The organism is Terrabacter sp. Root85, from assembly GCF_001429185.1.
Lineage (GTDB): Bacteria > Actinomycetota > Actinomycetes > Actinomycetales > Dermatophilaceae > Terrabacter.
The window spans coordinates 684,106-708,535 of sequence record NZ_LMIW01000001.1 but is presented as its reverse complement, the minus strand read 5'-3'; the positions used below and the strand labels follow the sequence as shown (position 1 = coordinate 708,535).

Annotated in this window: 24 protein-coding genes and 1 riboswitch; of the genes, 17 read left to right on the top strand and 7 right to left on the bottom strand. The window is 73.8% G+C overall.

What is annotated here, in order from left to right; all coding sequences use genetic code 11:
• Window positions 1–72: 72 nt before the first annotated feature.
• Both hutH and hutU read left to right on the top strand, forming a co-directional pair.
• Window positions 73–1,656, top strand: coding sequence for a histidine ammonia-lyase (hutH, locus tag ASE25_RS03370; protein ID WP_056822701.1), 1,584 nt, complete (start codon window positions 73–75; stop codon window positions 1,654–1,656).
• 43 nt (window positions 1,657–1,699) lie between these two features.
• The gene (gene hutU / locus ASE25_RS03365; protein WP_056772246.1) at window positions 1,700–3,355 is read left to right on the top strand and encodes a urocanate hydratase; all 1,656 of its coding nucleotides are present in this window, start codon (window positions 1,700–1,702) and stop codon (window positions 3,353–3,355) included.
• 37 nt (window positions 3,356–3,392) lie between these two features.
• Here the strand turns inward: hutU and ASE25_RS03360 are convergent, their stop codons facing one another.
• Together ASE25_RS03360 and ASE25_RS03355 are read right to left on the bottom strand one after the other, a co-directional pair.
• Window positions 3,393–3,770: a DUF2256 and DUF3253 domain-containing protein gene (locus ASE25_RS03360; protein ID WP_056822699.1), complete on the bottom strand. Its 378-nt coding sequence runs from the start codon at window positions 3,768–3,770 to the stop codon at window positions 3,393–3,395.
• Window positions 3,771–3,804: 34 nt separating this feature from the next.
• Window positions 3,805–4,338 carry an aminoacyl-tRNA deacylase gene (locus tag ASE25_RS03355; protein ID WP_056822698.1) on the bottom strand — a complete coding sequence of 178 codons (534 nt, stop codon included), beginning with the start codon at window positions 4,336–4,338 and terminating at the stop codon, window positions 3,805–3,807.
• 53 nt (window positions 4,339–4,391) lie between these two features.
• On the opposite strand from ASE25_RS03355, the gene ASE25_RS03350 reads away from it, so the two are divergent.
• The 3 genes from ASE25_RS03350 to hutI are packed head-to-tail and all read left to right on the top strand — an operon-like array spanning window position 4,392 to window position 8,190.
• A complete protein-coding gene (locus ASE25_RS03350) occupies window positions 4,392–5,654 on the top strand; it encodes an allantoate amidohydrolase (protein WP_082622721.1) in 1,263 nt (420 codons plus the stop codon).
• Window positions 5,651–6,997 carry a formimidoylglutamate deiminase gene (locus tag ASE25_RS03345; protein ID WP_056822696.1) on the top strand — a complete coding sequence of 449 codons (1,347 nt, stop codon included), beginning with the start codon at window positions 5,651–5,653 and terminating at the stop codon, window positions 6,995–6,997. The genes ASE25_RS03350 and ASE25_RS03345 overlap by 4 nt, the downstream gene beginning before the upstream one ends.
• Window positions 6,994–8,190, top strand: coding sequence for an imidazolonepropionase (hutI, locus tag ASE25_RS03340; RefSeq protein WP_056822693.1), 1,197 nt, complete (start codon window positions 6,994–6,996; stop codon window positions 8,188–8,190). Before ASE25_RS03345 ends, hutI begins: the two co-directional genes overlap by 4 nt.
• On the opposite strand, the gene ASE25_RS03335 is transcribed toward hutI, so the two are convergent.
• Complete coding sequence (locus tag ASE25_RS03335) at window positions 8,187–8,396, bottom strand: DUF1918 domain-containing protein (RefSeq protein ID WP_056772237.1); 210 nt, start codon at window positions 8,394–8,396, stop codon at window positions 8,187–8,189. The two genes, hutI and ASE25_RS03335, sit on opposite strands and share 4 nt — an antisense overlap.
• 91 nt (window positions 8,397–8,487) lie before the next feature.
• Window positions 8,488–9,900, bottom strand: coding sequence for an MBL fold metallo-hydrolase RNA specificity domain-containing protein (locus ASE25_RS03330; protein ID WP_056822691.1), 1,413 nt, complete (start codon window positions 9,898–9,900; stop codon window positions 8,488–8,490).
• Window positions 9,901–10,067: 167 nt separating this feature from the next.
• Here ASE25_RS03330 and ASE25_RS03325 point away from each other — a divergent pair, with 167 nt between their 5' ends.
• Window positions 10,068–11,252 (top strand): sensor histidine kinase, encoded by a 1,185-nt coding sequence (locus ASE25_RS03325; protein ID WP_056822689.1) that lies wholly within the window; start codon window positions 10,068–10,070, stop codon window positions 11,250–11,252.
• Window positions 11,249–11,926, top strand: coding sequence for a response regulator transcription factor (locus ASE25_RS03320; RefSeq protein WP_056772231.1), 678 nt, complete (start codon window positions 11,249–11,251; stop codon window positions 11,924–11,926). Before ASE25_RS03325 ends, ASE25_RS03320 begins: the two co-directional genes overlap by 4 nt.
• Before the next feature lie 17 nt (window positions 11,927–11,943).
• Here the strand turns inward: ASE25_RS03320 and ASE25_RS03315 are convergent, their stop codons facing one another.
• Window positions 11,944–12,411 (bottom strand): DUF4235 domain-containing protein, encoded by a 468-nt coding sequence (locus ASE25_RS03315; protein WP_056772229.1) that lies wholly within the window; start codon window positions 12,409–12,411, stop codon window positions 11,944–11,946.
• Window positions 12,412–12,474: 63 nt separating this feature from the next.
• A riboswitch (TPP riboswitch) is annotated at window positions 12,475–12,591 on the top strand.
• A gap of 89 nt (window positions 12,592–12,680) precedes the next feature.
• On the opposite strand from ASE25_RS03315, the gene ASE25_RS03310 reads away from it, so the two are divergent.
• The 7 genes from ASE25_RS03310 (at window position 12,681) to ASE25_RS03280 (ending at window position 20,396) form a co-directional block, all read left to right on the top strand.
• Window positions 12,681–13,295, top strand: coding sequence for an ECF transporter S component (locus ASE25_RS03310; RefSeq protein WP_056772225.1), 615 nt, complete (start codon window positions 12,681–12,683; stop codon window positions 13,293–13,295).
• A gap of 22 nt (window positions 13,296–13,317) precedes the next feature.
• The gene (locus tag ASE25_RS03305) at window positions 13,318–15,648 is read left to right on the top strand and encodes an ATP-binding cassette domain-containing protein (RefSeq protein WP_056822687.1); all 2,331 of its coding nucleotides are present in this window, start codon (window positions 13,318–13,320) and stop codon (window positions 15,646–15,648) included.
• A gap of 60 nt (window positions 15,649–15,708) precedes the next feature.
• Window positions 15,709–16,239, top strand: a complete 531-nt coding sequence (locus ASE25_RS03300) for a hypothetical protein (protein ID WP_056822684.1) — start codon at window positions 15,709–15,711, stop codon at window positions 16,237–16,239.
• A gap of 1 nt (window position 16,240) precedes the next feature.
• Window positions 16,241–16,837: a histidine phosphatase family protein gene (locus ASE25_RS03295; RefSeq protein ID WP_056822682.1), complete on the top strand. Its 597-nt coding sequence runs from the start codon at window positions 16,241–16,243 to the stop codon at window positions 16,835–16,837.
• Window positions 16,830–18,386, top strand: a complete 1,557-nt coding sequence (gene mptB / locus ASE25_RS03290) for a polyprenol phosphomannose-dependent alpha 1,6 mannosyltransferase MptB (RefSeq protein ID WP_056822679.1) — start codon at window positions 16,830–16,832, stop codon at window positions 18,384–18,386. The genes ASE25_RS03295 and mptB overlap by 8 nt, the downstream gene beginning before the upstream one ends.
• Before the next feature lie 75 nt (window positions 18,387–18,461).
• Window positions 18,462–18,995 (top strand): hypothetical protein, encoded by a 534-nt coding sequence (locus ASE25_RS03285; protein ID WP_056822678.1) that lies wholly within the window; start codon window positions 18,462–18,464, stop codon window positions 18,993–18,995.
• 186 nt (window positions 18,996–19,181) lie between these two features.
• Complete coding sequence (locus ASE25_RS03280; RefSeq protein WP_056823816.1) at window positions 19,182–20,396, top strand: pyridoxal phosphate-dependent aminotransferase; 1,215 nt, start codon at window positions 19,182–19,184, stop codon at window positions 20,394–20,396.
• Between the two features lie 10 nt (window positions 20,397–20,406).
• On the opposite strand, the gene ASE25_RS03275 is transcribed toward ASE25_RS03280, so the two are convergent.
• Window positions 20,407–20,688 carry a hypothetical protein gene (locus ASE25_RS03275; RefSeq protein ID WP_056772212.1) on the bottom strand — a complete coding sequence of 94 codons (282 nt, stop codon included), beginning with the start codon at window positions 20,686–20,688 and terminating at the stop codon, window positions 20,407–20,409.
• Between the two features lie 15 nt (window positions 20,689–20,703).
• Between ASE25_RS03275 and ASE25_RS03270 the strand changes: the two genes are divergently transcribed.
• Window positions 20,704–21,153, top strand: a complete 450-nt coding sequence (locus tag ASE25_RS03270) for a DUF732 domain-containing protein (protein ID WP_056772209.1) — start codon at window positions 20,704–20,706, stop codon at window positions 21,151–21,153.
• A 51-nt stretch (window positions 21,154–21,204) separates the two neighbouring features.
• Here the strand turns inward: ASE25_RS03270 and ASE25_RS03265 are convergent, their stop codons facing one another.
• The gene (locus tag ASE25_RS03265; RefSeq protein ID WP_056822675.1) at window positions 21,205–22,734 is read right to left on the bottom strand and encodes a hypothetical protein; all 1,530 of its coding nucleotides are present in this window, start codon (window positions 22,732–22,734) and stop codon (window positions 21,205–21,207) included.
• 160 nt (window positions 22,735–22,894) lie between these two features.
• Between ASE25_RS03265 and ASE25_RS03260 the strand changes: the two genes are divergently transcribed.
• Together ASE25_RS03260 and ASE25_RS03255 are read left to right on the top strand one after the other, a co-directional pair.
• The gene (locus ASE25_RS03260; protein WP_235508517.1) at window positions 22,895–23,908 is read left to right on the top strand and encodes an LLM class flavin-dependent oxidoreductase; all 1,014 of its coding nucleotides are present in this window, start codon (window positions 22,895–22,897) and stop codon (window positions 23,906–23,908) included.
• Between the two features lie 49 nt (window positions 23,909–23,957).
• Window positions 23,958–24,422: an OsmC family protein gene (locus ASE25_RS03255; protein ID WP_200958952.1), complete on the top strand. Its 465-nt coding sequence runs from the start codon at window positions 23,958–23,960 to the stop codon at window positions 24,420–24,422.
• Window positions 24,423–24,430: the final 8 nt, after the last annotated feature.

Below are 24,430 nucleotides of genomic sequence, written 5' to 3'. Positions count from 1 at the left end.
AAGTCTCGCATCCGAGACAATTGTCCTCCCTCGCGGGCCGACACGCCAGCCGTTCGGCGGTTCGATGGGTCCATGAACGCAGCACCCGCCACCGCCGCCCACTCGGTGACCGGCGCCGGCACCGTCACGGTCGGCACCGGTCCGCTCTCCCTCGAGGACGTCGTCGCCGTCGCCCGCCACGACGCCCGGGTCGAGCTCTCCCCCGGTGCCGAGGCGGAGATCGCCCGCAGCCGCACCGTCATCGAGGACCTCGCGAACGACACCGTCGCCCACTACGGCGTCTCGACCGGCTTCGGCGCGCTCGCGACCCGTCACATCCCGACGGCGCTGCGCGCCCAGCTGCAGCGCTCGCTCGTGCGCTCGCACGCCGCCGGCGCCGGTCCGGAGGTCGAGCGCGAGGTCGTGCGCGCCCTCATGCTGCTCCGCCTGTCGACCCTCGCGACGGGCCGGACCGGCGTCCGCCTCGAGACGGCGCGGACGTATGCCGCCCTGCTGAGTGCCGGCATCACCCCCGTCGTGCACGAGTACGGCTCGCTCGGCTGCTCCGGCGACCTCGCGCCGCTGTCGCACTGCGCGCTCGCCGCGATGGGCGAGGGGCCGGTGCGCCTCGCAGACGGCACGCTCACCGACGCGGCAACCGCCCTGCGCGACCACGGGATCGAGCCCGTCGTCCTCGCCGAGAAGGAGGGCCTCGCCCTCATCAACGGCACCGACGGCATGCTCGGCATGCTCGTGCTGGCCATCCACGACCTGCGTCACCTGCTCAAGGTCGCCGACGTGTCGGCCGCGATGAGCGTCGAGGGCCTGCTCGGCTCCGACAGCGTCTTCGCGCGGGACCTGCACGCGCTGCGCCCCCAGGTGGGTCAGGGGGACTCGGCGGCGAACATCCTTGCCGTCATGGCGGACTCGCCGATCCGCGAGTCGCACCGCACCGAGGAGTGCACCCGCGTGCAGGACGCGTACTCCCTCCGCTGCGCGCCGCAAGTGCACGGTGGCGCCCGCGACACGGTCGAGCACGCCGCCCGCGTCGCCGCCGCCGAGCTGGCCTCGGCCGTCGACAACCCCGTCGTCACCCCCGACGGTCGGGTCGAGTCCAACGGCAACTTCCACGGCGCCCCGGTGGCCTACGTCCTCGACTTCCTCGCCATCGTCGCGGCCGACGTCGCGTCGATGTCCGAGCGCCGCTCCGACCGCTTCCTCGACCAGGCCCGCAACCACGGGCTGCCGCCCTTCCTCGCCGACGACCCCGGCGTCGACTCGGGCCTCATGATCGCGCAGTACACCCAGGCCGCCATGGTCTCGGAGATGAAGCGTCTCGCCGTCCCCGCGTCGGTCGACTCGATCCCGAGCTCGGCCATGCAGGAGGACCACGTGTCGATGGGCTGGTCGGGTGCCCGCAAGCTGCGCCGTTCCGTCGACGCGCTCGGCCGCGTCCTCGCCATCGAGGTGCTGACGGCGGCGCGCGGCATCCAGCTGCGGTCCCCGCTCGAGCCGTCGCCCGCCACGGGCGCGGTCATCGCCGCGCTGTCCGCTCGCACGAACGCGGCCCCGGGGCCCGACCGCTTCCTCGCCCCCGACATCGAGGGCGCCCACGGGGCGGTGACCGACGGCGACGTCCTTGCCGCCGCCGAGTCCGTCACCGGCCCGCTCCGCTGAGCGACCCGGCATACCAACGTTTTCCACCTCGAAGGAGAGTGACATGGAAGGTGCACGACCCGTCCGCGCGGCGCGTGGGACGACCCTGACGGCGCAGTCGTGGGCCACCGAGGCCCCCCTGCGGATGCTCATGAACAACCTCGACCCCGAGGTGGCCGAGCGCCCCGACGACCTCGTCGTCTACGGCGGCACCGGTCGCGCGGCCCGCGACTGGAAGTCCTTCGACGCGATGGTCCGCACGCTGACCACGCTCAAGCAGGACGAGACGATGCTCGTCCAGAGCGGTCGTCCCGTCGGCGTCATGCAGACGCACGAGTGGGCGCCGCGCGTCCTCATCGCCAACTCCAACCTCGTCGGCGACTGGGCCACGTGGCCCGAGTTCCGCCGCCTCGAGCACCTCGGCCTGACGATGTACGGCCAGATGACGGCCGGGTCGTGGATCTACATCGGCACCCAGGGGATCGTCCAGGGCACCTACGAGACCTTCGCGGCCGTCGCCGAGAAGCGCTTCAACGGGACCCTCGCCGGCACGCTGACCCTGACCGGCGGCTGCGGCGGCATGGGCGGCGCGCAGCCGCTCGCCGTCACGATGAACGACGGCGCCTGCCTCATCGTCGACGTCGATCCGGCCCGCCTGCACCGGCGCGTCGAGCACCGCTACCTCGACGAGGTCGCGACCGACCTCGACGACGCGATCGAGAAGGCGATGGCCGCCAAGCGCGAGCGTCGCGGCTGGTCGGTCGGTGTCGTCGGCAACGCGGCCGAGGTCTTCCCCGAGCTGCTCCGCCGGGGTGTCGAGATCGACATCGTCACCGACCAGACGTCGGCGCACGACCCGCTCAGCTACCTACCCGAGGGCGTCGACGTCGCCGACTGGGCCGAGTACGCCGAGAAGAAGCCCGAGGACTTCACCGACCGCGCCCGCGCCTCGATGGCCAAGCACGTCAAGGCGATGGTCGAGTTCCAGGACGCCGGCGCCGAGGTCTTCGACTACGGCAACTCGATCCGCGACGAGGCCCGCCAGGGCGGCTACGACCGCGCCTTCGAGTTCCCCGGCTTCGTGCCCGCCTACATCCGCCCGCTCTTCTGCGAGGGCAAGGGCCCGTTCCGCTGGGCCGCGCTCTCGGGCGACCCGCGCGACATCGCCGCGACCGACAAGGCCGTGCTCGAGCTCTTCCCCGACAACGACCGCCTGCACAAGTGGATCCGCGGCGCGCAGGAGCGGATCGCCTTTCAGGGCTTGCCTGCCCGCATCTGCTGGCTCGGCTACGGCGAGCGTGACAAGGCCGGCCTGAAGTTCAACGAGATGGTGCGCACGGGCGAGATCTCGGCGCCCATCGTCATCGGGCGCGACCACCTCGACAGCGGCTCCGTCGCGAGCCCCTACCGCGAGACCGAGTCGATGGCCGACGGCTCCGACGCCATCGCCGACTGGCCGCTGCTCAACGCGCTCGTCAACACGAGCTCGGGCGCGAGCTGGGTCTCGATCCACCACGGCGGCGGCGTCGGCATCGGCCGGAGCCTCCACGCCGGCCAGGTCTCCCTCGCCGACGGGACCGACCTCGCCGCGCAGAAGCTCGCGCGCGTCCTGTCGAACGACCCCGGCATGGGAGTCATCCGCCACGTCGACGCCGGCTACGACATCGCCGACCGCGTCGCGCACGAGCGCGGTGTCCGCGTCCCGATGCAGGAGGGCTGAGAGGGCGTATGCCGTCCGGTGGGGTCGTGTGGACCGCTCAGCGGGGGCGGCGCACCGTGATCGGGCCCTTCGCGTGGTCCGGGTCGATGACCCGGCCACCCTGGATGATCTGGGCGCGCCCGGCGGCGACGAGCCGTCGGGCGGCGTTCCGGGCGGGCTCGACGAGCGCCTCCCAGTCCGCGCCGCCGACCTTTCGAGCCGCCTCCGACGGGTCGACCGTGGCCGAGGCGGCGTGCGCCCTGACGAGCTTGGTGAGGGCGTCCTCGAGCTCGAGGTCGACGGGGGTCAGGCCGTGCTTGCGGCAGTTGTCGGAGCACCAGCGCACCGTGGCCCAGTCGCGCTCCCAGGCCTTGCGCCACGTGATCGTGCGACCGCATCGAGCGCACGGTTTGGTGGGCAGCGGGGTGCGTGACATGTGCACAGTCTGCGCCCTCGGGACCGCGGGGGCGTCAACGGTCCTTGCGGACCTCCTCGTCGGAGATGTCGGCGACCGTCGCGTCGAAGAGACGGATGACGTCGTCGCCGTTGACCGTGAGGCCGATCCCGTGGCCACCACCGCCGAGCGAGATGCGGCGCCCGACGAGGTGCGTGTCGGCGATGACGGGAAGGCGCGCGGCCGAGCCGAAGGGCGTGATGGTGCCGCGCTCGTAGCCGGTGACGGCCTTCGCGGCCGCGGCGTCGGGCATCGAGATGCGGTTCGTGCCGAGCAGGGCACGCACCTTGGCCCACGAGAAGGTGCGGTCGCCGGGTACGAGGACGAAGACGTGGTCGTCCTCGGCCCGGCGCACGACGAGGGTCTTGATGAGGTCACGCGGCTCGATGCCCCGAGCGGCGGCCGCCTCCTCGAGGCTCGAGACGCGCCCGTGCCGGGTCACCGTGTGCTCGATGCCCGCCGCGAGGACCGCGTCGACCGCCGGCGAGCGGACCGGCGTTTCCGGGCCCGAGTCACTACGCTCGGCGGTGTCATCGCGGTCAGGATCCATGGGACAGAGCCTAGTTACACAGCCGGACGCAGACGCCGACGTTGCGAGGAGTGGTGATCGAGGTGACGACGAGCTTCGACCGGATGTGGGCTGATCTCGAGCCCGTCGGTCGCGACGCCGGTTCGGGTGGCTACCGCCGCTACGCGTGGACCCGGACCGACCACGACCTGCGGGAGTGGTTCGCCGCCGAGTGCGCGGCCCGCGGCCTCGACCTCGTCGAGGACCGGGCCGGCAACCAGTGGGGCTGGTGGGGCGACCCCGACACGACGCCCGGCGTCGTCATCGGCTCGCACCTCGACTCGGTGCCCGACGGCGGCGCGTTCGACGGCCCGCTCGGCGTCGTCAGCGCGCTCGCGACCGTCGACGCGCTGCGCGACGCCGGCTTCGAGCCCGACGTGCCGCTCGGTGTCGTCAACTTCGTCGACGAGGAGGGGGCCCGCTTCGGCATCGCCTGTGCGGGCTCCCGCATCATCACCGGGGCCCTCGACGCCGACCGGGCCCGCTCGCTGACCGACGCCGACGGCGTGTCGATGGCCGAGGCCTGGCGCAGCGCGGGCCGGGACCCCGAGACCCTCGGCCGCGACGACGACACCGTGCGACGCGTCGGCCGCTTCGTCGAGCTGCACGTCGAGCAGGGCAAGGCGCTCGCGCTCGCCCCCGACGGCAGCGAGGACCTCACCGACGCCGGCCGGGCCGTCGCGATCGGCACCGACATCTGGCCGCACGGCCGCTGGCGGGTCGACATCCCGGGCGAGGCCAACCACGCCGGCACGACGCGCATCGCCGATCGGCAGGACGCGATGATCGGCCTCGCCACGGTCATCCAGGCAGCCCGGTCGTATGCCGTCGGGCTCGGCTGCGTCGCCACGGTGGGCAAGGTCCACGTCGTCCCGGGAGGCGTCAACGCGATCCCGAGCCACGTCACGGCCTGGCTCGACGTCCGCGGCCGCAGCGAGCACGTCGTGCACGCGGCGGTCGATGCCGTGTCGTCGGAGGCCGGCCGTCTGGGCGCCACGACGACCCCCGAGTCGTGGACGCCGACGACCACCTTCGACACCGGACTCGTCGGCAGGCTGCGCGGGGTCCTCCCCGACGCGCCCCTGCTCGGGACGGGCGCCGGGCACGACGCGGGCATCCTCGCGACGCACGGCGTGCCGAGCGCGATGCTCTTCGTCCGCAACCCCACAGGAGTTTCACACTCACCCGCCGAGCTCGCGAGCACGGATGACTGTCACCATGGGGTCACGGCCCTGACAGCCGTCGTGACCGAGCTGTGCACAGGGAAGGACCCCGAGTCGATGAGCGACGCCCGATGACTGCGTTCTGGTGCGAGAGTGCTTGGCTCACAGGAGGATTCGCGCGGCGGGTCCGCCTCGTGACCCAGGACGGCCTCTTCAAGGAGGTCCTCGTCGACGCTGACCCCGAGCCCGACGACATCCGCCTCGCCGGCGTGACGCTGCCCGGCATGGCCAACGCGCACAGCCACGCCTTCCACCGCGCCCTCCGGGGCCGGGTCAACGGCGGTGGCGGCAACTTCTGGAGCTGGCGCGAGCAGATGTATGCCGCTGCGGAGCAGCTCAACCCCGACACGTACTTCGCGCTCGCGCGGGCCGTGTTCGCCGAGATGGTGCAGGCCGGGATCACGGTCGTGGGGGAGTTCCACTACGTCCACCACCGCCCGGGCGGACATCCCTACCGCGACCCGAACGCCATGGGGCTCGCGGTGCGTCAGGCCGCCGACGAGGCCGGCATCCGGCTCACGCTGCTCGACACGTGCTACCTCGAGGGCGGCCTCAACGGCGGTGGCCACGTCGAGCTGCACCCGGGCCAGCGCCGGTTCAGCGACGGCACCGTCGAGGCCTGGGCGTCCCGGATGTCCGAGCGACGCCCCGAGACCGACCGCGTGCGGCTCGGTGCGGCGATCCACTCGGTCCGTGCAGTGCGCCGCGAGGACCTCCCGCGCGTCGTCGAGGCGGCCGGCGACCTGCCGCTGCACGTGCACCTGTCGGAGCAGCACGGCGAGAACCTTGCCTGTCAGATGTTCTACGGCGCCAGTCCGACCCAGCTGCTCGACGAGGCCGGCGCCCTCGGTGCCCACTCGACGGCCGTGCACGCCACGCACCTCGAGGACCGCGACATCGACCTGCTCGGCGGCACCGGCACGGGCGCGTGCTTCTGCCCCACGACCGAGCGTGACCTCGCCGACGGCATCGGCCCGGCACGGGCGCTCCACGACGCCGGGAGCCCGCTCTCGCTGGGCTCCGACCAGCACGTCGTCATCGACCCGTTCGAGGAGCTGCGGGGGCTCGAGATGCACGAGCGGCTCGTCACGAACGAGCGCGACCGCTTCTCGGCCAACGACCTGCTCCTCGCGGCCTCCTTCAACGGCTACCGCTCCCTCGGCTGGTCCGACGGTGGCCACCTGAGCAAGGGGGCGCTCGCCGACTTCGTCACGGTGCGCACCGACACGGTCAACACCGCGGGCGCCGCGCACGACCAGATCATCTACGCGTGCGTCGCGTCCGACGTGTCGACCGTCGTCGTCGGTGGCGACGTCGTCGTGAGCGACGGCCACCACCGGATGGGCGACGTCGGCCGGATGCTCGTCGGCGCCATCGACCGCGTCGCGGGAGGGGTCGTCGGAGGGGTGCACGCGTGAGCCTGCTCCTCACGGGCATCGCGGAGCTGACGACGAACGACCCGGCCCGCGGTGACGGCCACGCCGACCGCGGAGACGCCCTCCTCGGCGTCGTCCGTGACGCGGCCCTCGTCGTCTCGGCCGACGGCCTGGTCGAGTGGGTCGGACCGGCCGACGAGGCCCCCGACGCCGACACCCGCCGCGACCTCGGCGGCCGCGCGGTCATCCCCGGCTTCGTCGACTCGCACACGCACCTCGTCTTCGCCGGCGACCGCTCGGCGGAGTTCGCGGCGCGCATGACCGGCACGCCCTACGACGGTGGCGGCATCGCCGTCTCGGTCGCCGCCACCCGGGCCGCGAGCGACGACGAGCTGCGAGCCCTCGTCGCGGCCCGGGTCGCCGAGATGCGCGCCCAGGGGACGACGACCGTCGAGATCAAGAGTGGCTACGGCCTGACCCTCGACGACGAGCTGCGCAGCCTCCGCATCGCCCGTGAGGTCACCTCGCACACGACCTTCCTCGGCGCGCACGTCGTGCCACCCGAGTACGCGTCGGACCGGGCAGCCTACGTCGACCTCGTCACGGGCCCGATGCTCGACGCGGTCACCGCGGACGGGCCGACGAGTCTCGCGGAGAGCATCGACGTCTTCTGCGAGCCGCACTCGGCCCACGCCTTCGACGGCGACGAGGCGCGCACGATCCTCGAGGCGGGACGCGCGGCCGGACTCGCCCTCCGCGTCCACGGCAACCAGCTCGGCCCCGGCCCGGGCGTCCGCCTGGCCTGCGAGCTCGGCGCGCGCAGCGTCGACCACTGCACGTTCCTCGACGACGCCGACGTCGAGGCGCTCGCCGCCGCCCGGGGCACGACCGTCGCGACCCTGCTGCCGGGCGTCGAGTTCTCGACGCGCTCGCCCTACCCCGACGGGCGGGCCCTCATCGACGCCGGCGTGGACGTGGCGCTCGCCTCCGACTGCAACCCCGGCACGTGCTACTCGTCGTCGATCCCCTTCGCCATCGCCCTCGCGGTGCGCGAGATGGGGATGACGCCCGCCGAGGCGCTGCACGCCGCGACGGCCGTCTCGGCGCGCTCGCTCGGCCTCGACCGTCGCATCGCCCCGGGGCAGCCCGCCGAGCTGGCCGTCATCGACGCGCCGAGCCACCTGCACCTGGCCTACCGGGCCGGGGTGCCGATCGTGCGAGCGCTCGACCTCTAGGAGCCGGCGGCGTCGTCGGCGGGGTGCTCGCAGCGCAGCACCGAACCGGGCCCGGGATGGATGATCCCGGTGTGCCCGTCGGACCACTCGACGACGTAGGGCGGGCCGCCGCCCTCACCCTTCACCTCCAGGATGGTCCCCTCGCGCGTGCTCTGACCGACGTGCTCCGCGGCCATCGTGATGCGGTCACCGACCCGTGCCTCCATGGCACACCTCCTCGCGCTGGGCTGTCCTCCAAGGACACCACCTCTTCGCCCCGGCGGGAAGGACTTCGCGGGCCGAGTGACCGACGAGACCTCAGTCGAGCAGGACCCGCTCGCCGAGGCGCGGCACCGAGACGGCACAGTCGAACCGCTCGCGTATGCCGTCCGCCAGCGCCCGCGCGGCCGCGGGCTCCCCGTGGACGACGTGGACGCTCTCCGGAGGGTGCGGCATCTCGCCGATCCAGGTGAGCAGCTCGTCGGCGTCCGCGTGCACCGAGAAGTCGTCGAGGGTGACGACCTCGGCCCGGACCGGCACGTAGCGCCCGGCCATCTTCAGCTCGCGCGCCCCCGCGTGCAGGTCGCGGCCTCGGGTGCCGATGGCCTGGTAGCCGGTGAGCAGCACGGTGTTGCGCGCCTGGGGCAGCAGGTGGCGCAGGTGGTGCACGACGCGTCCGCCGGTCGCCATGCCGGAGGCCGACACGATGATGCAGGGCGTGCCCGGGGTGTTGAGCCGAATCGACTCCTCGGCGCTGTGCGCGGTCCGCAGACCGGACAGGCGGCGCAGCCGCTCGAGGGCGCCCGGCCGCACCTCCGCTGAATGTGTCGGGTCGCGGTAGATGTCGAGCGCCGCGAGGGCCATCGGGCTGTCGACCCACACCGGCACGTCGGGGATCGCACCGCTCGCGACGAGGTCGGCGATCGCGAGCAGGACGATCTCGGTGCGGTCGACGGCGAAGGCCGGCACGACGACGCTGCCGCCTCGCCTGATCGTGCGCCGGATCGCGTCGGCCATGACGTGGTGCTCGGGGTCGACCTCGGGGTGGGCGCGGTCGCCGTACGTCGACTCGACGACGACGGTGCGGGCAGCCGGCGGTAGGGCCCGGGGCAGCAGCACCGGGTGGTCCGGCCGCCCGAGGTCACCGGAGAAGAGGACGCTCGCCCCGTCGACCTCGACGAGCACGCTCGAGCTGCCGAGGATGTGGCCGGCCGGCACGAAGGTCACGGTCGCCCCGTTCGAGCCGCCCACGCGTACTGCTGCGTCGTCGCCGACGGGGCGCAGTGCCGCGACGGCCACGTCGGCGTCGCCGACGGTGTAGAGCGGCAGTGGCGGGTCGTGCCGCGACCAGCCTCCCCGCCGGGCGCCCTCGGCCTCCTCCTCCTGCAGGTGCGCGCTGTCGCGCAGGATGACGGCCGCGAGCGCCGCGGTCCCGGACGTCGCGTGCACCGGCCCGTCGAAGCCGCCCCGGACGAGCGCCGGCAGGTAGCCGCAGTGGTCGAGGTGGGCGTGGGTCAGGGCCACGGCGTCGACCGAGGCCGGGTCGACGGGAGGCGGCTCCCAGTTGAGCGACCGCCAGCGCCGCTCGCCCTGGTAGAGGCCGCAGTCGACCATGAGTCTCGCGCCCTCGCCCTCGACGAGGAACTTGCTGCCGGTGACGGTCCCGGCCGCGCCGAGGAACGTCAGTGCCGGCGCCGGTCCGTGCCGCTCGGGTCTCCCGTGACTGCTCATGGCCCCTCCTCGGGTCCACCTCCATCGTCCTCCCGGCCCGGAGCCGACGACCCGGGTTCGGGGCGTGACGATGGAGACACCCGCGCCGTCCGTGCCCGCGTGTCGGTGCCGGCATCTGCGACCACGGTCTGACGACCCGACCCCGTCGTCCTCGTAGGCTTCGGGACGTGAGCGAGGGGAGCGTCTACGACTGGCTGCAGCGCCGGCCGCTGCTCCTCGACGTCCCGCTCGCGGTCTTCCTCGCGCTCCTCGGGCTCGTCGTGCTCGGCGAGGGCCAGGGCATCGGCTGGGCGGTCGTGGGCCTCGCCGACCTCGCCCTCATCTGGAGGCGTTCCCACCCGGCCACGGCGTTCGCGGTCGTCAGCATCGCGCTCGCGATCCGGGTCGTCCCGACGAGCAGCCTGCTGCCCGGCGACATCGCCTTCCTCGTCGCGCTCTACTCGCTCGCCGCCTACGACCGTCGCCGCGCCGTGCGCCTCGCCGGTCTCGGCGTCGCGGCGCTCGGGTCGGCCATCGCCGGTGCACGGTTCACCGCCGTCAGCGGCCGCGTGCCCGGTCCCGGCGAGTTCGTCTTCACCTTCGTCGCGTGCGCCGCGGCCTCCCTCGCGGCGTGGGCGCTCGGCGACCTCAAGCGCGCTCGCCTCCAGCGCCTCGCCGACCTCCAGGACCGCGCCGAGCGGGTCGAGCGCGAGCGCGAGCAGGCCCTCCGGCTGGCCGCCCAGCAGGAGCGGGCGGCCATCGCCCGCGAGATGCACGACGTCGTGGCGCACGCGCTCTCGGTCATCGTCGTGCAGGCCGACGGCGCCGCGTATGCCGCCGAGCGCAGTCCCGAGGGCGCGCTCGCCCGGTCGGTGGGCGCGCTCGAGACCATCGGGTCGACGGCCCGGGACGCCCTCACCGAGACCCGCCGTCTCGTGGGCGTGCTGCGCGACCCGGAGTCGGGCGTCGAGCTGGCACCGACAGGTGGGGTCGCCCAGCTCGACGACCTCGTCGCGGGCGTGCGCGCGGCCGGGGTCCCGGTGACGCTGACGGTCCGCGGCACCGAGCGCGCCCGGCCCGTGGGACTCGACCTGGCGGCATACCGCGTCGTCCAGGAGGCGCTGACCAACGTCATCAAGCACGCCGGTCCGGCCGCGGGCGCCGTCGTCGACGTCGAGCAGACCGACGAGGCGCTGCGGATCTCGGTGTGCGACGACGGGGTCGGTGCGCGCAGCGTCGACGACGGGCGCGGCCACGGATTGCCCGGCATGCGCGAGCGGGTCGCCGTGCACGGTGGCACGCTGACGGCCGGGCCCCGTGCCGGTGGCGGCTTCGAGGTGCTCGCGACGATGCCGACGGAGGGGGAGCGATGACCGACCGGCCGACCCGGGTCATGATCGTCGACGACCAGGCCCTCGTGCGGGCCGGCTTCCGCATGGTCCTCGACGCCGAGCCCGACATCGACGTCGTCGCGGAGTGCGCCGACGGGCTGGCCGCGCTCGACGCGCTGCCCGGCCGCGACGTCGACGTCGTGCTCATGGACATCCGGATGCCGCGGCTCGACGGCATCGAGGCGACGCGCCGGGTCGTCGAGCGCGGCGACACCCCCAAGGTGCTCGTCCTGACGACCTTCGACCTCGACGAGTACGTCTACGCGGCCCTGCGGGCGGGGGCGGCCGGCTTCCTGCTCAAGGACGCCGGCCCGTCGGAGCTGCTCTCGGCGATCCGGGCCGTCCACACCGGCGACGCCGTCGTCGCCCCGGGCCCGACCCGGCGCCTGCTCGACCGCTTCCTGCCGGTGCTCGCGAGCCCGGCGCAGCCGTCCGGCCTCGAGCGGCTCGACGTCCTGACCGAGCGAGAGCGCGAGGTGCTCGAGGCGGTCGGCAAGGGCCTGAACAACACCGAGATCGCCGCCACGTTCTTCGTCGCGGAGGCGACCGTCAAGACCCACGTCGGGCGCATCCTCGCCAAGCTGGGACTGCGCGACCGGGTGCAGATGGTCGTGCTGGCGTACGAGACGGGGCTCGTCCGCGTCGGCGAGGCCTGAGGGACGTCGCCTCGGGCTCAGCGGCTGCCGGTGGCCTTGTCGATGGCCTTCTTCGTGGCGCGCTCGGCCTTGGCCTTGCCCTTGGCGACCTTCTTCGAGGCCTTCTTGTCGGTGGGCGACACCTTCTCGTCCTCGAGAGCCTTGGGCAGGTGACCGGTCGATCGGCGGTAGTAGCTCGCGGCGCCGCGCTCGACGGCGACCCGGGCCGTGGCCACGGCCATCGACGAGAGCGCCGTGAAGAGGATGACGTCGCGGGTGCGCTCGCGCTCGAAGTCACCCTTGACGGGCACGTTGCGGCCGGTCGCGAGCTTCCAGCCCTTCTGCGTCGCGTCCGTCGCGATCTTCGTGGCGAGGATCGTCGAGCCGACGCTGAGGATCTTCCACACCGGGCCGCCGAGCGGCGTGCGGGGTGTGGCGGCGTCCTCGGCCTTGGCCTTCGCCCTGCCGAGCGCCTTGGTGGCCTTCTTCGAGTCCTTGGATCCCATGCCGTGACTGTACCCACGTGCTGCGGAGTAGAGTCACCCCGACAACTGAAGAGCACCACCCACCCATCACGACAGGGGAGCGCGTCACGCGCTGAGAGTGCGGCAGCCCGAAGGGCCGAGCCGCAGACCCTCGAACCTGCTCCGGTTAGCACCGGCGAAGGAAGTCGGTATTTCTCAGGCCACCGCACGGCACACGTCATCGACGCGTGCCGTCCGGCTGGCTTCCCCCAGGTATCCACACGTATCCACTGGAACCCGGGAGACACACCATGTCCACGACCATCACCGCGAGCGGTCCGCTGACCCGCTGGCGCACCATCGACCTGCTCACCTGCGCCTTCCTCGGCGTCGCCTTCGGCGTCGCGTACTGGGCGTGGGGGCTCGTCTACGCCGTCCCGTCGAACGCCGTGTCGGCGGCCTTCCCGCCCCTCGGCGCCCTCTTCAACTGGCCCTGGCTCGTCGCCGGCATCGTCGGCATGCTCATCATCCGGCGCCCCGGCGCGGCCGTCTTCACCGAGCTCCTCGCGGCCGTCGTGTCGGCCCTCATCGGCACGCAGTGGGGCCTGACCACGCTCGTGTCGGGCCTCGTGCAGGGCCTCGGTGTCGAGCTCGGCTTCGCCGTCTTCGCGTATGCCGTCTACAGCTGGGCGCCGCTGCTGCTCGGTGGCTTCCTCGGCGGCGCGTTCGAGGCCGTCTACGAGTGGTACTCCTACTGGACCGACTGGGGCTGGGGCTACAAGCTCTCCTACCTGCTCCTGCTCGGTGCGTCCGTCGCCGTCCTCGGCTCGCTCCTCGCCGTCGGCCTGACGCGCCTGCTCGCGGCCGCGGGTGCGCTCAACCCGTTCCCGCCGGGCCAGGAGGTCCGGGAGCAGCGGGCCGTCTGACCCGTCGGGGACGGAGGCGCCGGTGGCACGAGAAACCGAACACCTCGACGCACGGTCGCCGTCGGTGACCTCGGGTGTCGGCGTGCGCGTGGAGGACCTGACGTGGAGACCCTTCGGGCGCTCGCGTCCGGTCCTCGACGGCCTCGACCTCACCCTCGAGCCCGGCGAGCGCGTGCTGCTCGCCGGGCCGAGCGGGTCGGGCAAGTCGACCCTGCTCCGGGGTGTCGCCGGGCTGCTGCTCACCGCGGACGCCGGCGAGCTCTCGGGCACGGTCACCGTGGGCGGCCATGCGCCACAGGAGGTTCCGGGATCGGTGGGCCTCGTCCTTCAGGACCCGGGTGCGGGCACCGTCGCCTCGAGCATCGGTCGTGACGTCGCCTTCGGCCTCGAGAACGTCGTGCTGCCGCGGGACCTGATGCCGTCCCGCGTCGCGGCGGCGCTGCGCGAGGTCGGGCTGGCGATGTCGCCCGACAGCGCGCCGTCGACCCTGAGCGGGGGCGAGTCCCAGCGGCTCGCGCTCGCCGGGGCGCTCGTCATGGAGCCCTCGGTGCTCCTGCTCGACGAGCCGACGGCCATGCTCGACGCCGACACGGCTGCGGACGTGCGGGCCGTCGTGGCCGACGTCGTCGAGCGGCGCGGTCTCACCCTCGTCGTCGTCGAGCACCGTCTCGACGGGTGGCTCGACCTCGTCGACCGGCTCGTCGTCCTCGACGCGACCGGCTCGGTCGTGGCCGACGGCAAGCCACACGCGGTCCTTGCCGCCCACGGTGAATCCCTGGCGGCACAGGGCATCTGGGTCCCCGGGGTGCCGGACCCCGAGCCGCTGCCCCTCGACCTCGAGCCGGCGCCGCACGCGGCAGCCGGGCGCGTGCCCCAAGGCCGCGTCGTCGCCGCGGCCTCCGACGTCCGGGTCGAGCACCGGAGCCGGCGACTGGGGGAGCGGTCCCGCACGACGCTCGCCGTCGACGGCGCCGACCTCGAGGCCCGGGCCGGTCGGTCCCTGGCCCTCGTCGGCCCGAGCGGCGCCGGCAAGTCCTCGCTCTTGGCCGCCCTCGGCGGGCTCGTCGAGCCGTCGCGCGGCTCCGTCGACCTCGCGCTGCCGCTCACCCCGGCCGAGACCGGCGACGGCGCCGCCGCGCGGGACCGGCTCGCGCCCCCGCACGAGTGGTCCTCGCTCGACCTCGCGCGCGTCGTCGCCTGGGTGCCGCAACGCGCGGCGACCTCGATCGTCGGCCGCACGGTGCGCGACGACGTGCTCACCACCCCGCTCGCGCTCGGGCAGGAGCCCGAGGCCGCCGGCCGGCGGGCCGACGCCCTGCTCGCGGCGCTCGGGCTCGCGCACCTCGCGCAGGCCGACCCGCGCCAGCTCTCCGGCGGTGAGCAGCGTCGCCTGGCCATGGCGTCCGCCGTCGCGCACGGTCCGGCCCTCCTCCTCGCCGACGAGCCGACGGTCGGGCAGGACCGGCTCACGTGGGCCGCCGTGTCCGGCGTGCTCGCCGCGGCCCGCGACGAGGGCGCTGCCGTCGTCGTCACGACCCACGACCCCGGGGTCGTCGACGACGCCGACCGCGTCGTCCGGCTCGCCGCACCCACCCAGCCACCCGCCGACCCGGAGCCCGAGCGGCACCCGCTGCTCTCCCGGGTCGGGCCCCTGGCCCTGCTCGGGGCGGCCCTGTGCGTCCTGCCCCTGCCCGCGCTGCTCGAGACGTGGCGCCAGGGACTCGCCGTCCTCGCCGTCGAGGTCGTCCTCGGCCTCGTCGGCCTCCTCGCCCCGGGCCGGGGCCGCGCGCCGGAGGGTCGCCTCCGAGGCGTCCTCGCGCGCCTCGCCCCTGCCGCGCTCGCCGTCGTCGGGGTCGCCTGGTCGGCGTGGCTCCTCGGCGGCCGGGACGTCGAGGTCGCGGCGGCGGCTGCCCTGCGCGTCCTCTGCCTGCTCGTGCCCTCCGCGTTCGTCGTCGGCTTCATCGACCCGGAGGGTCTCGGCGACCACCTCGCGCAGCGGCTCCGTCTCCCGGCCCGGCCCGTCGTGGCCGCGACGGCGGCGCTCCAGCGGCTCCAGTCCTTCGACACCCTGTGGGGCGAGCTCATGACGACCCGCCGGGTGCGCGGCATCCGGGCCGACCGCGGAGCCCTGGCCCGTGGCCGCGAGGCGGTCGTCGTCACCGGTGGACTCCTCATCGGCGCGCTCGGGCAGGCCTCGACGCTCGCGCTCGCGATGGACGCCCGGGGCTTCGCCGAGGCCCGCCGCCGCACGTGGGCGGGTCCAGCGCCGTGGCGTCCGGCCGACACGCTGGCCGTCGGCGCCGGTCTGGTCGTGGTCGCCGCGGCCGTCGCGGCCCGGCTGACGCTGCCCTGACGACTCGCGGGGCACAATGGGCCGCGCACACCTGCCGACAGGAAGGGGCCGCACGTGCCCATGCCAGGCCGACCCCGCACCGCCACCCGGGTCATCCGGACACCCAGGGCGTATGCCGTCCCGACCGTCGCGCTGGGCGTGTCCGCCTCGCTCGTGCTCGCGCTCGCGGGGTGCGGCCAGCCCGCCCCGTCGTCGCCGGACGACTCCGTGGCCCCGACGGTGAGCGTCCCCGTGCAGCCGACCATCACGGCCGAGACCCCGAGCGACGACGTGCCCGACCCGGTCGACACGACCGACCCCGGCGACGGTGGCCTCTTCGACGCGGCCTCGAGCCTCACGGGCGCGACGTGTGCGCCCTCGGGTGAGTCGTGGAGCTTCACCGGCACCCTCACCAACTCCGACACGCAGGAGCACACGTTCACCGTGGCGGTCTTCATCGTCAAGAGCTCCGACGGCTCCGACGTCGCCAGCAAGGAGGTCGACGTCACGCTCGCCGCCGGGGCGACCGCGCCGGTCTCCATCAAGGACTTCCACACCGGGCCGAGCAAGGGTGTCGAGTGCCTGAGCGGCGTCACCGTCAAGGGTCTCTGACGTGCGGCTCTACCTCGTGCGACACGGCCAGACCCACGCCAACGTCGCCCGTCAGCTCGACACGGCCGTCCCCGGCCTCGACCTCACCGACGAGGGCCGGGCTCAGGCGCGGGCCCTCGCCGACCGCCTCGGCGGTGAGGACCTCGGCGCGATCTACACCTCGGACCTCGTGCGCACCCAGCAGACCGCGGCGCCGCTCGCCGAGATGCTCGGTCTCGAGATGGTCGTGCTGCCCGGGCTGCGCGAGATCCAGGCCGGCGACTACGAGATGTCGACCGAGTGGCAGCCCTACATCGACGCGGTCATCCGCTGGCGCGACGAGCCCGACCACACGATCCCCGGCGGCGACAGCGGTGCCGGCTTCATGGAGCGCTACGACGCGGCGATCGCGCGCATCGCCGCCGACGGCCACGAGTCCGCCCTCGCCGTGAGCCACGGGGCCGCCATGCGCGTGTGGTGCTCGGCCGCGCTCAGCCTGCCGGCCGACTTCTTCGACGGTCGCAGGCTCGACAACGCGCACGTCGTGACGATGGAGGGTGACCCCGAGGCCGGGTGGCGCCTGCTCGCGTGGGGTGACGAACCGGTCACGCATGGCTGAGGCGCGGCCTGCCCTCGCCCCCGGCCGGTGGCGCTGGGCCGGTGCCGTCGCCGGCGTCGTGCTCGCGGTCGCCTCGTGGGGCTCGGGTGCCCTGCCGCGGCTCAACACCGGGGTGCTCTGGCCGGGCGTCGCCTGGTGGACGCCGAAGGGTGGCTCACCCCTGCTCGCCACCGTCGCGGTCCTCGCGATGGGCCTGCTCGTCCTCGCCTGGTGGCGACTCCGTGACGCCGACGTGTCGGTGCGCTGGTGGTGGGTGACGATCGCCCTGTGGTTCGCGCCGCTCGTCGCCGCGATGCCGCTCTACAGCCGCGACCTCTACTCCTACGCCGCCCAGGGTCTGCTCTGGGACCAGGGCCTCAGCCCCTACGACCACGTCGTCCGCGAGCTCGACTCGCCGTGGCGCGCCTCGACGGCGCCGACGTGGCTCGACAGCCCGACACCCTACGGACCCGTCTGGCTGCTCCTCGCCCGGGCCGTCGCGTCGGTCTCGGGTGAGCTGTGGGTCGCGCTCCTGCTGCTGCGCCTGCTCGCCGTGGCCGGGGTCGTCATCATGGCCTGGGCCGTGCCCGACGTCGCCCGCCGGATCGGCTGGTCACCGGTCCGGGCGCTCTGGCTCGGCGTCGCGGTGCCGCTCGTCGGCGCGCACTTCGTCGGAGGAGCCCACAACGACGCCCTCATGGTGGCCGCGGCGCTCGGCGGACTCGCCCTCGCGCTGCGCGGGCGGTTCGTCCTCGCCTGCGTCGTCGTCGCGCTCGGGGCCATGGTCAAGGTCACTGCCGTCATCGCGCTGCCGTTCGTCGTCATCCTCTGGGCCCGCCACGTCGCGACCGTGCGGGCCCCGGGGACGGACGGCACGGCATACGCCCGCTGGGGTGACGTCGTGCGCGCGGGCGCCCTGACGGTGCTGTGCTCGGGTGTCCCCCTGGCGCTCGGGGGCGTCGTGACCGGGCTCGGGTTCTCGTGGCTCAACCCGACGGGGACCCCGGGCAAGAACGAGCAGTGGACCTCCCTGCCGACCTCGATCGGTATCGCCGTCGGTGCCGTCGGGCACCTGCTCGGCCACGACGAGTGGCGCGACCCGGGCATCGCGATGGCGCGGGCCGTGGGACTCGTCGTGCTGGCCCTGCTCCTCGCGCTCGTCTGGCTCGCGGCGCTCAAGCCCGCGGACACCCGCGGCCTGGCGGCGGAGGATGCCGCGGCCGAGCCGCTCCTGCGGCCGGTGCGCGGCATCGCCTGGGCCATGCTCGCCGTCGTCGTGCTCGCCCCGGTCTTCCTCGGGTGGTACTCCCTCTGGGCGCTCCCGTTCTTCGCGGTGTCGCTCGGGGCCCTCTGGCAGGAGCGGCTCGAACGGCCCCTCGCTGTCGTCGCCTCCGTCGTCTGCTTCGCGACGCTCCCCGAGGGCTACAGCCTCGGCCTCACGACGACGGCCGTCGGCGTCCCGGTCGCGCTCGTCGTCCTCGTGCTGCTGCTGCGCCGCGGCCTGCGCACCGCCCGCCGCACCGACTGGCGCCACCTGCTCGACCTCGACCGACCCCTCGTCCGACGCTGAGGCCGCCGGGTCACGGATCGGCGACAGTTGCCGGGGTCCCTGACGGCACGGGGCCCGGTGCCGGACACTGTCCCGGTGAGTGACTCCGGCTTCGTCGACGAGGCCCCCATCGGCGCCCCTGACGGCGCCTCCGACGGCGCTGAGCGCGCGCGGGTCGCACGGAGGCGACGGCGTCCGGGCCCGGCGGCCATCGTCCTCGGCGTGCTCCTCGTCGGCCTGGTCGCCTTCGGTGGCTGGGCCTGGTCGAGCCGCGTCCACGCCGACGACGTCGCCGCGTACGAGTCGCTCGCGCGCGAGGTCGACGTGCTCGACCGCTCCATCGTCCCGCTCGGGCACAGCGAGCTCCCGCCGTGCCGCGAGGGCGTCGACGGGCGCATCACCCGCACCTACCCGCCCTCGACCGGGCCGCAGGCCGCCGAGCTCGTCGGCTACCTCGAGCAGTCCGGCTGGACCGTCCGGCCGGCCGCCCCGCCGGCCTTCGCCCACCTGACGCGCACGGCGTCGGGGCACACGCTGACCATCGACGTGGTCGCGGCGACCGAGTCCTCGCTCGTCGAGTCGCTCACGGCGACGAGCCCCGCCGGTGGCTTCGGCTGCTTCCTGCGCTGACCGCCTGACCGCCGCCCCACTCGAGTGAGCGCCCCGCCCCACTCGAGTGAGCGCCCAGTCACACTCGAGTGGCCGCGTCGTCACACGCGTCCCACGACGGACCGTGACCGATGCGTGATCCACCGCACGGGTCACATGGTGGGAATGACGCGGCCGACGGCACACGGCGGTGGGACGCTGGTCCACATGCGCGCGGTGACCCAGAGCAAGAAGCTGCAGAACGTCTGTTACGAGATCCGTGGTCCCGTGCTGGCCGAGGCCAAGCGGCTCGAGGACGAGGGGCACCGCATCCTCAAGCTCAACATCGGCAACCCGGCTCCGTTCGGCTTCGAGGCGCCCGAGGACATCCTCGTCGACGTGATCCAGGAGCTGCCGACGGCGCAGGGCTACAGCGACAGCAAGGGCATCCTCTCGGCCCGGCGCGCCGTCAAGCAGCACTACGAGGTCCGCGACTTCCCGCCGGTCGGCGTCGAGGACATCTACCTCGGCAACGGCGTCAGCGAGCTCATCGTCATGGCGATGCAGGGCCTGCTCGACAACGGCGACGAGGTGCTGATCCCGGCCCCCGACTACCCGCTGTGGACCGCGGCCGCGAGCCTCGCCGGCGGCAAGGCCGTCCACTACGTCTGCGACGAGCAGGCCGGCTGGGCGCCCGACCTCGACGACATCCGCAGCAAGATCACCGACCGCACGCGCGCCATCGTCGTCATCAACCCGAACAACCCGACCGGCGCCGTCTACCCGCGCGAGGTGCTCGACGCCATCGCCCAGGTGGCGCGCGAGCACGAGCTGATCATCATGGCCGACGAGATCTACGACAAGATCCTCTACGACGGCGCGACGCACACCTCGATCGCGGCCCTCGCGCCCGACCTGCTGTGCCTCACCTTCAACGGCCTCTCCAAGGCCTACCGCGTCGCCGGCTTCCGCTCGGGGTGGCTCGCGATCACCGGGCCCAAGGAGCACGCGCGCAACTACCTCGAGGGCCTCGACATCCTCGCCAACATGCGCCTGTGCGCCAACGTCCCGGCGCAGCACGCGATCCAGGTGGCGCTCGGCGGCTACCAGTCGATCAACGAGCTGATCCTGCCCGGCGGCCGCCTGCTCGAGCAGCGCAACGTCGCCTGGGAGATGCTCAACGAGATCCCGGGCGTGTCGGTGACCAAGCCCGAGGGGGCGCTCTACCTCTTCCCGCGGCTCGACCCCAAAATCCACGACATCCGCGACGACGAGCGCTTCGCCCTCGACCTGCTGCGCGACCAGAAGATGCTCATCGTGCACGGCACCGGCTTCAACTGGGCGACGCCCGACCACTTCCGGCTCGTCTTCCTGCCGCGCGTCGAGGACCTCGAGGACGCCGTCGGACGCCTCGAGAAGTTCCTCTCGACGTACTCCCAGTAGGCGGGTCGGGTCAGCGGGAGGTGGCCCACCACTTGAGGAGCAGGGCGAGCACGACGCCCCACACGACGGTGAGCAGCAGGCTGATGCCGGCGGCCAGCAGCGCGGGTCGGCGTCCGCCCGGCTCGCGGCGCACGAGGCTGATCCCGGCGAGCGCCAGACCGAGCAGCTGCGGCAGGAAGACGAACCCGAACACGACGGCCGACAGCGACGCGACGACCGCACCCCGGGCGATCGGCGCCTCGGCGGCCAGCCGCGCGGACGCGGCGCCGCGGGGACGATCGGGCTCGCTCACGCGTTCAGGGTAACGATGAACACGAAGACACCGGCGCACGCTCCGCGGCCGTATGCCGTCCGCTCGGCACTGCGCGGGACGCTCGCTGCCGGGGCCGGCCTCGTGGTCGTCCTGTCCCTCGCCGCCTGTGGCGGGTCGGACCCGACCCTCGGCGACCTGCCGGCGGGGATCGCAGACGCTCGGCCGAGCATCTCGGCTGAGGAGGCGCAGTTCGTCCTCGCCGCGCAGAAGCTCGGGGCGTCGGTGACGGGCGCCACCGTCGACGACGACATCGAGACCGGGACGACGACGTGCTGGGCCCTGAAGAACGGCGGCGTCGAGCTGGCCCAGATCGCGGTCGACGACGGCGACAAGCCGCTCGGCAACACCGGGGACGCGCTGCGCGCGAAGCAGCTGATGGCCGCCGGCGTGCAGGCGTTCTGCCCCGACTACGACGACCAGGTCTCCCAGCTGAAGCTGCCCTGAGGGCACGCCGCGAGGCCGTCCTCGGGTCGGGCTCAGGTCGACCCCGGATCGTCAGATCCAGCCGGGCGGTGCCGGCACGACGATGCCGACGATGCCGGGCAGGCTCCCGGCCCGACCCAGGTCGACGACCGGCCCCGCCGTCGACCGCGCCGCGATCTCCCGGCACTCGATGCCGATGCACCAGCGTGGCACGCGGCCGTCCTGCTCGAGACGGACGGCCATGAACAGGGTGCTCGCCATGAGCCGGCCCGAGCGGGTGTCCTTGAGCGCGGGGTCCTGGTAGACGACGACGGTCGGCGGGGCGGTCCCGGTCGGGTGCGCCGTCGCGGCCTCGGCCATCGCGGCATACTGCCGGCGCGTGTCCTGGTGCCTGCCGATGTCGGCGCGCCACGTCAGGACCCCGCACCCGGCGAGCACCGCGAGCAGCGCCGTCGCGACGCGTGCGGTGGGCGGTATCCCGGGCTGCCTGGTGGGCACTGGTCCGACGCGCGCCCTGGAGCCCGCACCGCGGTCGACGAGGAGCAGCGCGACGGCCAGCACCGCTGCGAACCACGTCCACAGCTGGCCGCGGGCCTCGGTGACGAGGCCGGTCGCGAGGGTCTGCGCGGCGTCGACGCCGCACGCGACGGCGAGGGCGAGGAGGAGACGCTGCAGCCGGGGGCGGACGAGCGGGTCCCTCCAGCCGAGGGCGACGGCGACGACGGCGACGAGTGCGACCCACCACTGCGCGGCCCAGAGCGAGCCCGCGGCCGACAGCCACCGACCGGCGTTGACGCCGAGGGCGTCGAGCGAGGTCAACGGGTTGGCCTGACGCCAGGCGGCGACCTCGATGCCGAAGTGCCCGTTGACGACCCAGTTGAGCGCGTAGGCCACCGCGACACCAGCGGCGAGCCCGGCGGCCCAGCCGGCGACGACGAGAAGCACCCTGCGCCACGGGGCGTCACGGAGCGACACGACGGCGAGGACGAGCAGCACGAGCGCGATCGGCGGATAGGTGAGCACGGCGGCGATGCCGCTCAGGACGAGCCAGACCGCGAGCCACCGCCCCGAGCGGGCGGCTCGGGGCAGGAGCCAGACCGCCCCGGCGGCCACGAGGGCCGAGGGCGTCAGCGCCCCGGGCCAGTAGAGCAGCTGGACCCAGACCGGCGAGGCGAAGAGCGCCACGCCGAGGAGAGCGTCGACGGCGGGTCGCGGGCGCACCCCGGCCCGGTGGAGCAGCCGCCAGATGCCCGCCACGAGCAGCGCGTAGGCGGCGGCATACGTCAGGGCGGCGGTCGTGACGGTGCCGTGCTGACCGACCAGCCACCACCAGCCGGAGTTGAGCCAGCGCCCCTCGCTGACGTTGTAGTACGACGGGGGGACCGCCCCCGGAGAGCCCTCGGGCAGCAGGAACGCCCAGTCGTCCTGGCGGATGAAGGGAGTGACCGCCTGAGCGACCCCCTCGGTCACGAGGAACGCGGCGGCGATGACGGCGACGACGCGCAGGCGCACGCCGAGCCGCGGCGTGGCGCCCGGCGGGCGCACACCTCGGCCTTCGGAGGCGGGGGCGATGGTCTCGGTCGACATGGTGGTGGCGCTCACGGGGTGGGGACGACACGAACCTGCCGTCGGTGTCGGTGATCCATAGGTACCCAAAGAGTGCCTCCACCGCATCCGGTGCCCGCCTCGCAGACGCTCGCAGGGGCCGGCCCGGACCGCGCGTCCCGGAATACGGCGGCCCGGCCGGCCCGTTGGCACCCACGTGAGTCCTGCCCCGAGAGCCCAGCTGAACATCCTCGATCTCGTCCCCGTCCTCGACGGTGGCACGGCCGGTGAGGCCATCGCCTCGACGGTCGACATCGCGAGGCACGCCGAGAAGTGGGGCTACCAGCGCTACTGGATGGCCGAGCACCACAACATGCGCGGGGTCGCGTCGAGCTCGACGGCCGTGCTCATCGGCCACGTCGCCGACCAGACCGAGACCATCCGCGTCGGCGCCGGCGGCATCATGCTGCCGAACCACGCGCCGTACGTCGTCGCCGAGCAGTTCGGCACGCTCGCCACGATCCACCCGGGCCGCATCGACCTCGGGCTCGGCCGCGCCCCGGGCACCGACCCCTTCACGACCCGCGCCCTGCGCCGCAACGAGGCCGCCGCGATGAACTTCGCCGGCGAGGTCGAGGAGCTCATCGGCTACCTCGGCGACCCGGACCCCGACGCCAAGGTCCGCGCCATCCCCGGTGAAGGCACCCACGTGCCGATCTGGATCCTCGGGTCGAGCCACGGCGGCGCCCAGGTGGCCGCCGCCCTCGGCCTGCCCTACTCCTTCGCCTCGCACTTCGCGCCGGCCGCGCTGATGAGCGCGCTCGAGGTCTACCGCTCCCGGTTCACGCCGTCGACCGAGCCAGGCGGCCTCGACGCCCCCCGCTCGATGGCCGGCGTCAACGTCATGGTCGCCGACACGACGGCCGAGGCCGAGCGGCTCTTCACGAGCGTGCTCCAGCGCTTCCACGGCATCGTCACCGGCCGACGGGCCGGTCTGCCCGAGCCGGAGGGCGACATCGCGAGCCTCATGGCGCAGTGGTCGCCGGCCGAGCGCCAGGCCGTGAGCGAGATGACGCGGGTCTCGCTCGTCGGCACGCCCGACGAGGTGCGCGACGGTCTCGCCGGCTTCGTCGAGGCCACGGGCGTCGACGAGGTCATCGTCACGTGCGGCGCCCACGACCACGAGGCACGTCTGCGCTCCTACGAGCTGCTCGCGGACGCCTGGCTCTGAGCGCCGGACGCGACGAGCCGCCACCCCCCACGTCTGAGAGGCTTGCACCATGACCGAGAGCACGACCGAGAGCACGACCGAGAGCACGACCGCGAGAGACCCGAAGGACCTGCGCCGCGTCACCCTGACCCGCGACAGCGTCGGCCGCTACACGGCCCGCAACGACCGCGGAGGCTCGATCACGTTGAGCTCCGGCACCGAGGAGCTCTCGCCGGTCGAGCTGCTCCTCGCCGGCATCGCCGGCTGCACCGCGGTCGACGTCGACACCGTGACGACGCGCCGCGCCGAGCCCGAGCAGTTCGAGATCGAGGTGACGGCCGACAAGGTCAAGGACGAGCACGGCAACCACCTCCAGGACATCGAGGTGCGCTTCCGGGTGCGTTTCCCCGAGGGTGACGGCGGCGACGCGGCGCGCGAGATGCTGCCCAAGCTCGTCAAGCGCTCGCACGACGAGTGGTGCACCGTGAGCCGCACCGTCGAGCTCGGGCAGCAGGTCACGACCACCGTCGAGTGACCGAGACC